Raw genomic sequence first — 12149 nt, forward strand, 5'->3', positions numbered from 1 at the left:
CGGATCGGTCAAGCTCGAATTGCTTTTGGCGATTGCTTTGTGCGTATATGCAGGCAAGAATTCACAGGGGAGGATTTTCAGAATGGAAGACGAGGAATCGGACCGCTATCGCGCCCCGGCGCTCGACAAGGGCCTCGACATCCTCGAACTGCTGGCCGGCGTCGACGGCGGATTGACCCAGGCGGAAATCGCCAAGCGGCTCGGCCGCAGCCCCAACGAATTCTACCGCATGCTCGACCGGCTGGTGAAACGCGGCTACGTGACCAAGCCGGACGGCGACCGCTACTCGCTGACGCTGAAACTGTTCGGGCTGGCACAACTGCACGCGCCGGTGCGCCGGCTGGTCTCCTACGCCACGCCACTGATGCGCGAACTGGCGGAAACCTCGCGGCAAGCGAACCAGCTCGTGGTCTTCGACCGTGGGTCCGCCGTGGTCATCGCCCAGCAGGAAGCACCGGGATACTGGGGAATCTCGATCCGCGTCGGCTCGCATATCAGCCTGTTCGACACCGGCTCGGGCCATGTGCTGCTCGCCTTTCGCCCGCAGGAAGAACGGGAGATGATGATTTCCGAGCAACTGCGCAGCACGGAAAAACCGGCCCAGCCGCCGGAGTTCTTCAACCGGCTCGACCAGATCCGCGACCGAGGCTACGAGATGATGGCGAGCCTGCAGACGGCCGGCGTCTACAATCTTTCCGCGCCCGTGCTCGGCCCGGACGGCAAGGCGATCGCGGCACTCACCGTGCCCTATATCACGCTGGTCAACCTGTCGTCTGCGCCGGACATCACCCAGACCATCGAGCTATTGCTGGCAACCGCCGAACAGCTGTCCCGGCTGGCGGGCTCGGACGTGAAGCAAGTCTTGTAGAGCGCACCACTCCAGTTTCTTATTTGAAGGCTCAATTCTTCTGTGAGCAAACAGCCTACCGGTCAGGGAGGACCAGAATGATCATCGACACCCATCTGCACATCGTCGACCAGTCGGCGCTGCGTTATCCGTGGCTCTCCGGCGCGCCGGCGCTCAACCGCACGTTCTCCTACGAGGAATACGCCCGGGAGGCCAAGCGCGGCGGCATCTCGCAGACGCTGCACATGGAGGTCGATGTCGCGCCGGAGGACATCGAGGCCGAGATCGACTATGTCGCCGCCAAGGCAAGGGAACCCGGCAGCCTGCTGGTCGGCAAGATCGCCGCCGGCCGGCCGGAAAATGGCGACTTCGCCGCGTATCTCGAAAAAGTGCGTGCCAACCGGTTCGTCAAGGGGCTGCGCCGCATCCTCCACACGCTGCCCGACGACCTTTCCGAAGGCGCCACCTTTCGCCAGAACATCAAGCGCCTTTCCGGCACCGGCCTGACCTTCGATCTCTGCGTCTTCCCACACCAGCATGAACGGGCGATGGCCCTAATCGACCTGGCGCCTGACGTGCAATTCGTGCTCGATCATTGCGGCGTGCCGGACATCAAGGCCGGCGACATCGATGCGTGGCGCAAATCCATGGCTGAGATCGCGCGACGCCCCAATATCATCGGAAAAGTTTCGGGCGTGATCGCCTATGCCGATCCCGACAATTGGACCGTCGAGACGCTCCGCCCCTATGTCGAGCACACGATCGGCGTGTTCGGCTGGGACCGCGTGGTGTGGGGCAGCGACTGGCCGGTCTGCACGCTGGGCGGCGGCCTGTCGACCTGGATCGCTGCGACACAGGCGCTGGTCGCCGGCGCCAGCGCGGAAGAGCGGACGAAGCTGTTTTCGGGCAATGCGAAGCGGGTATGGGGGTTGAATTGAATTCGCAACGCACATGCAACATTCAGCGTAGCAAGTAGGTGGCTGACCAGATGTTCGAAGTTGTCGAGACTGCCGATTTTTTGGCCTGGCTCGGCAACTTGTCGGACATTCGGCAGACGCCGTATTTTGCAGAGCCGCCACAGGGCGCGGTCGGGCCTGCTTGGCGACGTCAAATATTTGGATGGTATCGGCGAGATGCGTGTCGACCACGGACCGGGCTACCGGCTTTACTTCGTTCGCCACGGGAGTAGACTCTTCATCCTGCTCTGCGGTGGCGACAAGTCCACGCAACAACGCGATATCCGACGCGCGCTCACGCTCGCCAAGGAGGTATGAATGCCGCTCAAAACCTATCCCTTCGACGGTTCGCGCTATCTCGATGATGACGAGTCGCAGCGCGAGCTGCTGGCCGATGCGTTGGAAACCGGCAACGCCGTTTATATTGCCGATGCGATAGGCGTAGTGGCGCGCGCGCGCGGCATGGCGAGCATAGCGCAAGAGGCCGGCATACCACGCGAGAAGCTCTACGAAGCGCTGGTCGACGATACCGACCCGGACCTAGAGACGCTTCTGGATGTGTTGAAGCGCCTCGGTATCGAGCCTTCCACACTGGCGGCGGAATAGCGGCAGGGGACAGTTTACTTTCTTTCCGCAGAAGGGCGGATGCATTTCAAGGTTGGCGCTGGCGGAAAAAATTAAACTGTCCCCATCACTTAACCTAAATCGTCGTGCTCACATGCCGCTCACGGCCATAGAGCGAGACCAGTAGCACGATGATCAGCCCGAGGGCCGCCTGCACAGCCGCCGGCTGGAAACCCAGCCCGATCAGCAGCGTATTGATCTCGGTCAGCACCAGCACACCTGCAATCGTGCCTAGATAGCTACCCCGTCCGCCCACCAGTGCGGCGCCACCCACCACCACCGCCGCGATGGTCTGGAACAGGTAGGGCTGGCCGACGTCGCCATAGGCCGAGCCGGTAAAGCCGAGCAGCAGCACGCCGGCGACCGCGGCGAAAAAGGCGCTGGCCGCGTAGGTGACTGCCCACATTTTCACAGGGTCGATCAGCGCGAGCGGCGCGGCGCCCGGATTGCTGCCCAGCGCGTAGAGCCGCCGTCCGTACGGCGTGCGCGCCAGCACCAGCGCGATCAGCGCTGTCAGCACGGCAACGCAAGGCACCAGCCACGGAACCGGAAGCGGGCCGACCGAGCCGCCGATCGACACGAAGGCCGAGACGGCGGGCGGCGCCGAGCCCGACGGAAACCCCTTCGTCCATAGCAGCACCAGCCCCTGCACGATCATCCCGATGCCCAGCGTGACGATCAGCGGATGGATGTTCAGGCCGCGCGAAATCAGGCCGTTGAGCCCGCCGATGACGATTGCCAGCACCCCGACCACGCCGCAAACGAGGACAAAATTCCAGCCCTGCCCGTAAAGCTGCGCGGCCACGACATTGGCGAAACCGATGACGAACGGGATCGACAGGTCGATGCCGCCAAGAATCACGACGAGCGTCTGGCCGATCGAGGCGACCGCCAGCAGCGCGGCCAGCACGAGGATGGCGCGGATGGCGAAGGGCGCGGAATAGCCGGGGATCAGCAGCGTGCCGACGACGTGCAGCAGGATCGCGACGGCGAAGGCGCCGGCGATGCGGCCATTTGTGCTGGCGAAGAAACTTCGATCCAACCTCATCGCGCGGCCCTCCTCGCCGACAGGCGCTCCTGCACGGCGGTCAGCATGACGGCGGCCACCAGGATCGTGCCGTAGGCGACCTGCAGCACATAGGTCGACACGTTGAAGGCCGTCAGCAGGCTCTGCAGTAGGAAAATGTCGACGGCGCCGATCGCCGCGCCGACCAGCCCGCCCTTGCCGCCGGCGAGGCTGACGCCGCCCAGCGCCACCGCCGCGATGGCGATCAGCGTGTAGGTCGGCCCGATATTCGGGTCGGCCGAGCCGATCAGCGCGGTCAGCATCAGGCCGGCAATGGCCGCCAGGATGCCGGTCATCACATAGGCGATGAACCGCACTTTTGTGACCGGCACGCCGGCCGTATAGGCGGCACGGTCGTCGCTGCCGACGGCCATGAGCTGGTCGTAGTAAGGCGTCTGGCGCACCAGCCACCAGACAAAAAAGATCGCAGCCAGCGGCAGGATCGAGATCGGCCCCGCCATGGCCTTCAGCCAGGCTGGAGCCGGGCCGATCGGCGCGGGCAGGATGGTCAGGGTCACGCCGGCGAGGATCAGATAGGTGCCGAGCGTGGCGACGATCGGCTGGATGCGCAGCACCGTCGCCATGAAACCGTTGGCCGCACCCACCGCCGCGCCGGCCAGGAGTGCGGCCGGCAGGATGATCCACGGCGAGGAAATGCCGGCCTTGAGGAACAGCGCCTGGATGACGATGGCGTTGACGAAACCCATCAGAGGCCCGACGGAAATGTCGATACCGCCGCGGCCCGCCAGGATCACCGGCGCGGACGCCGCCGCCGCGCCGATCAGCGGCGCCGCCAGCCCGATCAGCGTGCCCCAGGCGGCGGGATGGAACCGCGCAGGGTTGAGCACAAGGTTTACCGCAAGCAGCACTACCAGAAGGATCAGCGCGAAGCCGGCGTTACGGAAGAGCGACCCGATCATACCGGGCCTCGCTCATTTCTAAGGACAGAGTTCCTTCGCACCCCCCTCTGTCCTGCCGGACATCTCCCCCTCAAGGGGGGAGATTGGCAGTGTCGGCCTTTCCACCCGGTCTGCAAGGTCGACGGTTGGCGAAGCCAAAGCGGTCGGTGCGATCTCCCCCCTTGAGTGGGAGATGTCCGGCAGGACAGAGGGGGGTGCGAGGAAGCGCAAACCAAAGCCATCACGCCGCCCTCCCGAACATGGCGGCAATCACCGCATCGGTGGTCATCGCATCGCCGGACATTTCCGCCGTCACCTCATGCTCGCGAAACACCAGCACGCGATGGCAGAGCACCAGAATCTCCTCGATCTCGCTGGAGAGGATGACCAGCGCCATGCCCTCGGCCGCGAGCCCGCGAAACACGTCGTAGAGCACGTGGCGCGTGGCGACGTCGACCCCGCGGGTGGGATCGTTCAGCAGCAGCACTTTCGGCTCCAGCGCCAGCGCGCGGGCCAGCAGCACCTTCTGCTGGTTGCCGCCGGAAAGGGTGGTGATCGCCGCATCCGGCCTTGGCGCCAGGATCGAAAGTTTTTCTCGAAAAACCTCGTAGCGGCGGCGCCGCTCGGCCGTGCTGATCAGGCCGATCCGCGCATCCTTGCCGACGGTCGAGATGGCGAAATTGTCGAGCACCGACTGGGTCGGAAAGATACCGGTCGCGCGCCGGTCGCGCGGCAGATAAGCGATGCCGCTCGCGACCGCCTTACGGAAGCCGGTGACCGGGGCGCTGCGGCCGGCCGTTTCGATCGAGATCGCGCCTGCCGCAGGCGCTTCCAGCCCGGCCAGCATTTTCAGGAACGTCTCCTGGCCGTGGCCGTCGAGGCCCGCGAGACCGACGATCTCGCCTCCGGCAATGGTCTGAGAGGTCGCCGCCCTGCCCGGTTTCAGGCCAACGCCGTCGATATGCAAGGCGGCGCGGTCAGGCATGGGCAAGCTCCGCCGCCGTCTGCGGGGCCATGGCTTTCAGCAGTTCGGCTGGCGTGGAGACGCCGCGCTCCTCGGTGCGCACCACCTTGCCGCCGCGCAGGATGGAGATGCGGTCGGAGAGGCCCATCACCTCGTCCATGCGGTGGGTGATGAACAGGATCAGCGTGCCCTGCCCCGCCAGTTCGCGCATCAGCGAAAACACCGCCTCGCGATCGGCGAAGTCGAGCGCGGCGGTCACCTCGTCGAGGATCAGGATTTTTGGGTTCCGCACCACGGCGCGGGCCAGCACCACGAGCTGCTGCGCGGCCAGCGGCAAAAGGCCCGCCGGCGCATCCAGCGGCACATGGGTGCGCGCGAACCGCGCCAGCACCGCTTCGGCGCGCGCCTTGCGTTCGCCACGCGGCACGGTGCGTTTCAGCAGCCCGTCGAGGCCAAGAAGAATATTGTCGGTCACAGAGCGGTCAGGCGCGATCAGCACCTCCTGAAAAACCGTGGCGAAACCCGCCGCCTGGAATGTCGCCGGGACGCGCCCCGAAAACGGTCTTCCGCCAAGCAGGATTTCTCCCGCGTCCGGCTGCACGATGCCGGACAGCAGTTTGACCAGCGTGCTTTTGCCGGAGCCGTTCTCCCCAAGAATCGTGTGGATCGTGCCGGCGCGGAAGCCGATGGAAGCCTCCGACAGCGCGACGGTCTCGCCGTAACGTTTTGAGACGGCGCGGACTTCAAGCATGGAGAGGTCCGGATGTTGAAAGAATATCGTGACAGTCCGCGCCCCGTCGCACCCCCCTCTGTCCTGCCGGACATCTCCCCCTCAAGGGGGGAGATTGGCAGCTTCGCTCGCGGCGCATCTTCTGCACCCTCGATGACTGGCGAAGCCAAAGCGGTCGGCACAATCTCCCCCCTTGAGGGGGAGATGTCCGGCAGGACAGAGGGGGGTGCGACAGGGCGCCCGACATCTCATAAAGCCTCATAAGATAACGGAGCCGGCCCTCCAGGAGCCGGCTCCCAATTGCTTCATGCCGTTCACTTCGCGCAGGCGTCGGGCACCTTCGCATAATCCCAGCCCTGGCTCGGTGCGGGGTTGCTGAAATACGCATCCAGCCATTCTTCCGGCATCGGGTCGGCCGGCGGCACCGGGAAGACCGACACGGCGTCCGGCGTCATGCAGTCCTTGTACCATTTGTCGAGGTCGGCATTGTGGACCGGCGGGATCGGGATCAGCAGCGTGTTCAGCTTCGGCTTCTGGCCGTCGAGCATGCGGATGCCGACGCGGAACAGCGTCTGCGCGGTCCAGCCGGGCAGCACGGCGTGGCCCTCGAAGCGGTATTTTTCCGGATTGGCCTTCCAGTAGCCGAGCGCGTCCCCGGTGATCGAGCCGGTGATCAGCGGCGCCGGGCGGCCGGCCTCGGAAAACGCCTCGGCGACGACGCGGCTCTCGCTGCCGGTCGTCCACACCGCGTCGATCGGCGCCGGGTTGGTGGCGATCGCCTGCAGCACCACCGTCTTGGTGACGTTGGCCGTCCAGTTGCCGTTGACCGAGCGGGCAATCTTGAGTCCGGGATTCTCGGCCAGAGCCTTGTCACCGCCCTCGCGCTCCTGCACGACGATCGGGTGGCCGGCGATGCCCTCGACCAGCAGGATGCTGGAGTCCGGCTTGGCCTTGGCTATAGCCGTCATCATGTCATAGCCCCAGCGGGCATAGTTGGAATCGACATTGATGGCGTTCGGGCTGGTGACCGAACCGGCGGCGGTGATGAACGGAATGCCCTTTGCGGCCGCGGCGTCGATCGCCTCGTCCAGCGCGGTGGAAGAGCCGGGGATCGAAGTGATGATCGAGCAGCCCTTGTCGATGAAGGCGCGGATCTGGTTGATCTGCTGGGCGGCGTCGTTGTTGCTGTCCGACACCTCGAAGCTCGCCACCGTGCCGTCTGCGATCAGGCCGTCGACCAGACGCTTCAGTTCATTGGTCACCGAGACGCGCCACGGATTGCCCTGGTAGGACTCGGAATGGCACCATTTCCAGGGTTTTGCCGGCGGGGTGAAATTGTCCCAGGCGGACGGCAGCACCTTTTGCGGCGCTCCCTCATACTGCGCCTTCAGGTCGGCGGGCAGGCCGCCGATGACAGCCGAAACGTCCTGGGCATTTGCGGCCGTGGCAATCGAGATCAAGGCAGTTGCGGCCAGAAGGCCGCGAAGCATTCCATTCATCGTCTTCTCCTCCGTTGCAGTCCACCGCCCGGCTGATGCCGGCCGGCTATTTTCCAAAACTTTCCCGGAACAGCCGGTTGATATCGGACACCACCGTCCGCGCCGCGTCGTCCACCGCAAGGCCGGCATTGATGCGGTCCGACGCAGCCTGCTGAAAACCCATGTAGCCGTCGTGGCGCGGGCGAACCCACGCGCCTTCCAGCGTTTTTCGCGTGTCGCGGTAAAAGCCGTGGGTCGCGGAATTGACCGTCTCATCCTCCCAGGCCCGCGCATGGCCGGGCTGACCGCCGGCCGCCGCATAGGGGCCGCGCTGGATGTCGCCGCTTGCCACCCAATAGGCGAAATCGATCGCCGCATCCCTGGCCTTGGAAAACGCCGAAACGGCTATGCCGGTGCCGCCGAGCGCCGAGCCGGCCAGCCCCGCGCCGCCCGCCACCGGCATGTCGGCAAAGGCCAGCCTGCGTGGCCGGAACCCGTCCGTCGCATAGCTGACGTAGCCGTAGATCAGCGGCGCGCAGACATGGGGCGAATTCGCTTCCGCCATCTTCTCCGACACGGCGATGGGGTCCATCGACAGGCAGGCAGGATCGAGCAGTGCGAAGAATTCCCGCATTATCCCGTAGACACGCTCTCCGGCGGCCGGGTCGATCAGGTCGCCGGGGCCTGTGACCGCGCAAGGATGTCCGAGATTGGCGGCGATCGTAAAAAACATCATCAGCGAATGCGGCGGTCGCAGCGATTGCAGCACCTTGCCCTGCCGCGCAAGGTCCAGAACCTCGCTCCAGTTCTCGACCGGCCGCGCCAGCAAATCCGGTCGATAAGCCTGCACGGGGCTCGCCGCGTCGATCGGGAACGCCCACTGCCGGCCCTGCCACGTATAACTCGGATAGGACTGGCCGACGCTCGCTTCGGCCAGCGCCGCGCGCTCGGCCTCGCGGCCGGGCACGTCCAGCGGCGCCAGGCAGTTTTCGGCAGTGATCTGGCCGACATGCGGGTGATCGATGACGATCAGATCGTAAGCCTTGGCTAACTCTTCAACTGGGAAGGATTCGAAATCCTGCAGCGAACGCTTGTCCCAGTCGATCGTGACGCCGGTCTTTTCCTTCCAGAGTTCTGCACAGGCGACCATCGGGTCGTAGCCGCGCGGATGGCTCCAGGTCATGCCCCTGAGGGTGGTCATGGGAAGGTCTCCCCATAGTTTATGGAGAGAACGACATATGCCGCACTCCGTCCAACGCCCCTCATCCGACCTCGCTTCGCTCGGCCACCTTCTCCCACAAGGGGAGAAGGGAGAGCGCTGCCGCCTCGCCTCCGCAAATCTCGAACGTAGGCGACTACCGGTGAGGTTGGCCCGAAACTCACCTTCTCCCCTTGTGGGAGAAGGTGGCCGAGCGAAGCGAGGTCGGATGAGGGGTGTTGGAAGGAATGCGACGCCAACCAACTCCTCGCTTCCCATATCCCGAGGTGAGCCGGCAGGCAGGTGAGGGGCAGCGCAATCACAGCCCGAACTCCGCGCGGATCTTTGCGCTGTGCTCGCCCACCAGCGGCGCGGCGCGATCGACCTTCGGCCGCACCCCGTCGACGCGCAGCGGCGAGCGGGTGGTCAGGATCGACACGTCATCCTCGCGCGTAACAGTCTGCAGCATGTCCAGCACCTTGAAGCCGTCGCTCTCGAACAGTTCCGGCCAGTTCAACACTTTGGCGCACCAGATGTCGGCCGGTTCCAGCACCGCCAGCCATTCGTCGATGGTTTTCGTGCCGATCCTTTGCGAGATGATCGCCTTGATCTCGTCACGCGCCGTGAACCAGGTCGCCGGCTTGTCGCTATAGGCCGAAAGCTCGTCATCCAGCCCGAGCAGCCCGGCCAGTTTCGGGATCGGCGTCATGGCGATCGCCAAAAAGCCGTCCCTGGCCGGATAGACACCGTAAGGCGCCGACAGATAGGCGTGGGCCGAGCGGAAGGACGAGCGGCGCGGCAGGCGCCGGCCGTCGTTCAGATGCGTGGTCAGCACCTCGAACTGGAAGTCGACCAGAGCCTCCAGCAGGCTTGTCTCGACATGCGAGCCCTTTCCGGAAATGCCGCGCCGCACCAGTGCCGCCAGAATGCCCTGGCAGCAGGCCGCGCCCGCCAGCATGTCGCCGATTGCCAGCCCGAACGGCACCGGTCCCTGGTCCTCATCGCCGTTCAGCCACATCACGCCCGAGCGCGACTGGGCCAGCAGGTCCTGCCCTGGCCGCTTCACCCAGGGTCCTTCCTCGCCATAGCCGCTGATCGAGGCATAGACGATGCGCGGATTGATCGCCTTCACATGCTCGTAGTCCAGTCCGAGTCGCTCGATGACGCCCGGCCGAAAATTCTGGATCAGCACGTCGGCCTTGGCCAGCAGGCCACGCAGCGCCTTCAGGTCCGCCTCGTCCTTCAGGTCGACGGCGAAACTCTCCTTGGCGCGGTTGATGGCGTGAAAGATGGTGGAATCGCCGCCGATCTCGGTATCGCTGAGGTACAGCCGGCGCGAGAGGTCACCGCCATCCGGCCGCTCGATCTTGATCACCCGCGCGCCGAGGTCGAGCAGGCGCAGCGAGCAATACGGGCCGGACAGGAACTGGCTCATGTCGACGACGACGAGGCCCGACAGCGGGAGTTCGGTTTCGCTCATAAAAAATTACTTCTCGGTCTTGCCGGCGAAATCCGCCGGGTTCTTGTATTTCACCGTCTGCAAATGCTCGCAGTAGAGCACCAGTTCGCCCTCGCCCTTGAACACTTCGTAGGAAGCGCGGATCAGGCCGAGGTCCTTGTATTTCGGGCGTTTGTCGAGGTTGGTGCGGATCGAATAGATCGTGTCGCCGACAAACACCGGCTTGATGAAGCGCAGTTTGTCGTAGCCGTAGGAAAAGGCGTTGATGCAGTTGGTGGCGACCAGCCCCAGCCCGGCCGAGAAGACGAAGGCGCCGGCGATCAGCCGCTGGCCGAAAATGCCTTCCTTCTCCGCGAACATGCGGTCCTGCACATAGGGGTGGATGTCCAGCACCAGCGTGTTGAACAGATGGCTGTCGCCCTCGGCCATGGTGCGGCGCAGCGAGCGGATTTTCTGGCCGACCGGCCAGTCCTCGTAGAACCAGTTCTCCGCGTTCCACACCGGTATTTCGGCGTGGCTTTCGGGCATGTCGGACGGATGCGTCGACGAGACGCCGATGGTCGGCGCGAAACCTGTCATTGCCTAACGAGGCCGCGCGTCATCGATGCGAGATGGGTCACGGCTCCTCCCTGCGATCTTCTCTCATGAATATGTTTTTCACATATGGGGCTTGTTTGCAAGCGCCGTTGTCGCCATTCTGCCTACGAGGAAATCTGGCGGGCGGCTGTTAGCCAAAGACTCGGCGGCTGCCGAAACCATCGCGATCGGGAGGAAGAAAAGATGGCCGAATTGCTGGTTTTCGTTGGGTCGCTCAACCGCGAGGCGCCGTACTTCCAGGGTGCGCGCGGCGTCGGGCTTTCCGTCTACAGTTTTAACGAAAACACGCTGGGCGTGACGAAACTGGCCGAGACGAACGAGGTCGACAACCCGACCTTTCTGTCCGTGACGCCGGACGGCGCGAAAATATTCGCGAACAGCGAAGTGTTCGCCTGGCGCGAGGGCCTGGTGTCAGCCTACGGATTCGACCGGGCAACCAATGCCCTCACCTACATCAACAAGCAGCCGACACTCGGCTCGATCACCGCGCATAATTTCATCACGCGCGACGGCACGAAACTCCTGGTCGCCAATTACGGCATGGGGTCCGGCGGCCCGGACCGGTCGGTCGTGGTCTACGGCATAGATGACGGCAGCCTCAGCACACCGCTCGCCAGCATTGCCCACGAAGGCACCGGCCCCAACGAGACGCGGCAGGAGCGCAGCCACGCCCACAGCGCCACCGAATCGATTGCCGGCAACATCGCCATCGTCGCCGATCTCGGCATCGACTGCCTCGTCACCTACCGCATCGAGGCCAACGGATCGCTCACGCCCCTGCGGGAGACCGTGCTGAAGCCGGGCGCCGGTCCGCGCCACATCGCGCTGCATCCGAACGGAAAATTCGTCTTCGTCATGAACGAACTCGATTCCACCGTCGTGTCGCTCTCGCTCGACGCCGACACCGGCGCATTTTCCTTCATCGATGCCAAACCCGCCGTGCCGGCGGAAGCGCGCGACCACAACCATTGCGCCGACATCCAGATGTCGCCGGACGGCCGTTTCCTCTACGGTTCGAACCGCGGCCACGATTCGATCCCGATCTTCGCGGTGGACCAGGAAACCGGAAAACTGACGCTGGTCGACTATACGCCCTGCGGCGGCTCGACCCCGCGCAACCTCTGCCTGACGCCCTCCGGCGGACATCTGTTCTCCGCCAACCAGAACGCCGACCGCATCAGCATTTTTGCCCGCGATGCCGAAACCGGGCGGCTGACCGACACCGGCCACGCCATTGGGATCGGCACTCCTATGTGTGTGAAGATCACCGGTTGACTTTCCGGTTCCTGCGGTAGGCATCGCCCCGTTTGGTTCGTTAGAACGTCGCTTTT

The 12149-nt window shown here is 64.5% G+C and carries 13 protein-coding genes; 5 read left to right on the top strand and 8 right to left on the bottom strand.

Features of this window, described 5'->3' with window-relative positions; genetic code table 11:
* Positions 1 to 82: 82 nt before the first annotated feature.
* From ABMA59_RS11435 to ABMA59_RS11450, 4 genes are all read left to right on the top strand, one after another.
* On the top strand, positions 83 to 868 hold the full coding sequence (locus ABMA59_RS11435; RefSeq protein WP_349005472.1) for an IclR family transcriptional regulator: 786 nt from the start codon (positions 83 to 85) through the stop codon (positions 866 to 868).
* Between the two features lie 77 nt (positions 869 to 945).
* The gene (locus ABMA59_RS11440; protein WP_349005473.1) at positions 946 to 1785 is read left to right on the top strand and encodes an amidohydrolase family protein; all 840 of its coding nucleotides are present in this window, start codon (positions 946 to 948) and stop codon (positions 1783 to 1785) included.
* Positions 1786 to 1911: 126 nt separating this feature from the next.
* A complete protein-coding gene (locus ABMA59_RS11445) occupies positions 1912 to 2121 on the top strand; it encodes a type II toxin-antitoxin system RelE/ParE family toxin (protein ID WP_349005474.1) in 210 nt (69 codons plus the stop codon).
* Positions 2122 to 2409 (top strand): addiction module antidote protein, encoded by a 288-nt coding sequence (locus ABMA59_RS11450; protein WP_349005475.1) that lies wholly within the window; start codon positions 2122 to 2124, stop codon positions 2407 to 2409.
* Positions 2410 to 2503: 94 nt separating this feature from the next.
* Here the strand turns inward: ABMA59_RS11450 and ABMA59_RS11455 are convergent, their stop codons facing one another.
* The 8 genes from ABMA59_RS11455 to ABMA59_RS11490 all read right to left on the bottom strand — a co-directional run bounded on the left by ABMA59_RS11455 (position 2504) and on the right by ABMA59_RS11490 (position 10800).
* Positions 2504 to 3475, bottom strand: coding sequence for an ABC transporter permease (locus tag ABMA59_RS11455; RefSeq protein ID WP_349005476.1), 972 nt, complete (start codon positions 3473 to 3475; stop codon positions 2504 to 2506).
* A complete protein-coding gene (locus ABMA59_RS11460) occupies positions 3472 to 4413 on the bottom strand; it encodes an ABC transporter permease (protein ID WP_349005477.1) in 942 nt (313 codons plus the stop codon). Before ABMA59_RS11460 ends, ABMA59_RS11455 begins: the two co-directional genes overlap by 4 nt.
* 220 nt (positions 4414 to 4633) lie before the next feature.
* Positions 4634 to 5377 (bottom strand): ATP-binding cassette domain-containing protein, encoded by a 744-nt coding sequence (locus tag ABMA59_RS11465; protein WP_349005478.1) that lies wholly within the window; start codon positions 5375 to 5377, stop codon positions 4634 to 4636.
* Positions 5370 to 6107, bottom strand: coding sequence for an ATP-binding cassette domain-containing protein (locus tag ABMA59_RS11470; RefSeq protein WP_349005479.1), 738 nt, complete (start codon positions 6105 to 6107; stop codon positions 5370 to 5372). Before ABMA59_RS11470 ends, ABMA59_RS11465 begins: the two co-directional genes overlap by 8 nt.
* Before the next feature lie 293 nt (positions 6108 to 6400).
* The gene (locus ABMA59_RS11475; RefSeq protein ID WP_349005480.1) at positions 6401 to 7585 is read right to left on the bottom strand and encodes an ABC transporter substrate-binding protein; all 1185 of its coding nucleotides are present in this window, start codon (positions 7583 to 7585) and stop codon (positions 6401 to 6403) included.
* Positions 7586 to 7631: 46 nt separating this feature from the next.
* On the bottom strand, positions 7632 to 8765 hold the full coding sequence (locus tag ABMA59_RS11480) for an ABC transporter substrate-binding protein (protein ID WP_349005481.1): 1134 nt from the start codon (positions 8763 to 8765) through the stop codon (positions 7632 to 7634).
* A gap of 316 nt (positions 8766 to 9081) precedes the next feature.
* Positions 9082 to 10242 carry a CaiB/BaiF CoA transferase family protein gene (locus tag ABMA59_RS11485; RefSeq protein WP_349005482.1) on the bottom strand — a complete coding sequence of 387 codons (1161 nt, stop codon included), beginning with the start codon at positions 10240 to 10242 and terminating at the stop codon, positions 9082 to 9084.
* Between the two features lie 6 nt (positions 10243 to 10248).
* On the bottom strand, positions 10249 to 10800 hold the full coding sequence (locus ABMA59_RS11490) for a MaoC family dehydratase (protein ID WP_349005483.1): 552 nt from the start codon (positions 10798 to 10800) through the stop codon (positions 10249 to 10251).
* Between the two features lie 201 nt (positions 10801 to 11001).
* On the opposite strand from ABMA59_RS11490, the gene ABMA59_RS11495 reads away from it, so the two are divergent.
* The gene (locus ABMA59_RS11495) at positions 11002 to 12093 is read left to right on the top strand and encodes a lactonase family protein (protein ID WP_349005484.1); all 1092 of its coding nucleotides are present in this window, start codon (positions 11002 to 11004) and stop codon (positions 12091 to 12093) included.
* The last annotated feature ends 56 nt before the right edge of the window (positions 12094 to 12149 follow it).

The organism is Mesorhizobium yinganensis, assembly GCF_040081985.1.
Taxonomy (GTDB): Bacteria; Pseudomonadota; Alphaproteobacteria; order Rhizobiales; family Rhizobiaceae; genus Kumtagia; species Kumtagia yinganensis.

Bases quoted from the DNA above. Each gene is read 5' to 3' on its own strand.
- ABMA59_RS11435 (WP_349005472.1), top strand. From the start codon at position 83: ATGGAAGACGAGGAATCGGACCGCTATCGCGCCCCGGCGCTCGACAAG.
- ABMA59_RS11480 (WP_349005481.1), bottom strand. From the start codon at position 8,765: ATGACCACCCTCAGGGGCATGACCTGGAGCCATCCGCGCGGCTACGAC.
- ABMA59_RS11465 (WP_349005478.1), bottom strand. From the start codon at position 5,377: ATGCCTGACCGCGCCGCCTTGCATATCGACGGCGTTGGCCTGAAACCG.
- ABMA59_RS11455 (WP_349005476.1), bottom strand. From the start codon at position 3,475: ATGAGGTTGGATCGAAGTTTCTTCGCCAGCACAAATGGCCGCATCGCC.
- ABMA59_RS11460 (WP_349005477.1), bottom strand. From the start codon at position 4,413: ATGATCGGGTCGCTCTTCCGTAACGCCGGCTTCGCGCTGATCCTTCTG.
- ABMA59_RS11450 (WP_349005475.1), top strand. From the start codon at position 2,122: ATGCCGCTCAAAACCTATCCCTTCGACGGTTCGCGCTATCTCGATGAT.
- ABMA59_RS11490 (WP_349005483.1), bottom strand. From the start codon at position 10,800: ATGACAGGTTTCGCGCCGACCATCGGCGTCTCGTCGACGCATCCGTCC.
- ABMA59_RS11485 (WP_349005482.1), bottom strand. From the start codon at position 10,242: ATGAGCGAAACCGAACTCCCGCTGTCGGGCCTCGTCGTCGTCGACATG.
- ABMA59_RS11470 (WP_349005479.1), bottom strand. From the start codon at position 6,107: ATGCTTGAAGTCCGCGCCGTCTCAAAACGTTACGGCGAGACCGTCGCG.
- ABMA59_RS11495 (WP_349005484.1), top strand. From the start codon at position 11,002: ATGGCCGAATTGCTGGTTTTCGTTGGGTCGCTCAACCGCGAGGCGCCG.
- ABMA59_RS11440 (WP_349005473.1), top strand. From the start codon at position 946: ATGATCATCGACACCCATCTGCACATCGTCGACCAGTCGGCGCTGCGT.
- ABMA59_RS11475 (WP_349005480.1), bottom strand. From the start codon at position 7,585: ATGAATGGAATGCTTCGCGGCCTTCTGGCCGCAACTGCCTTGATCTCG.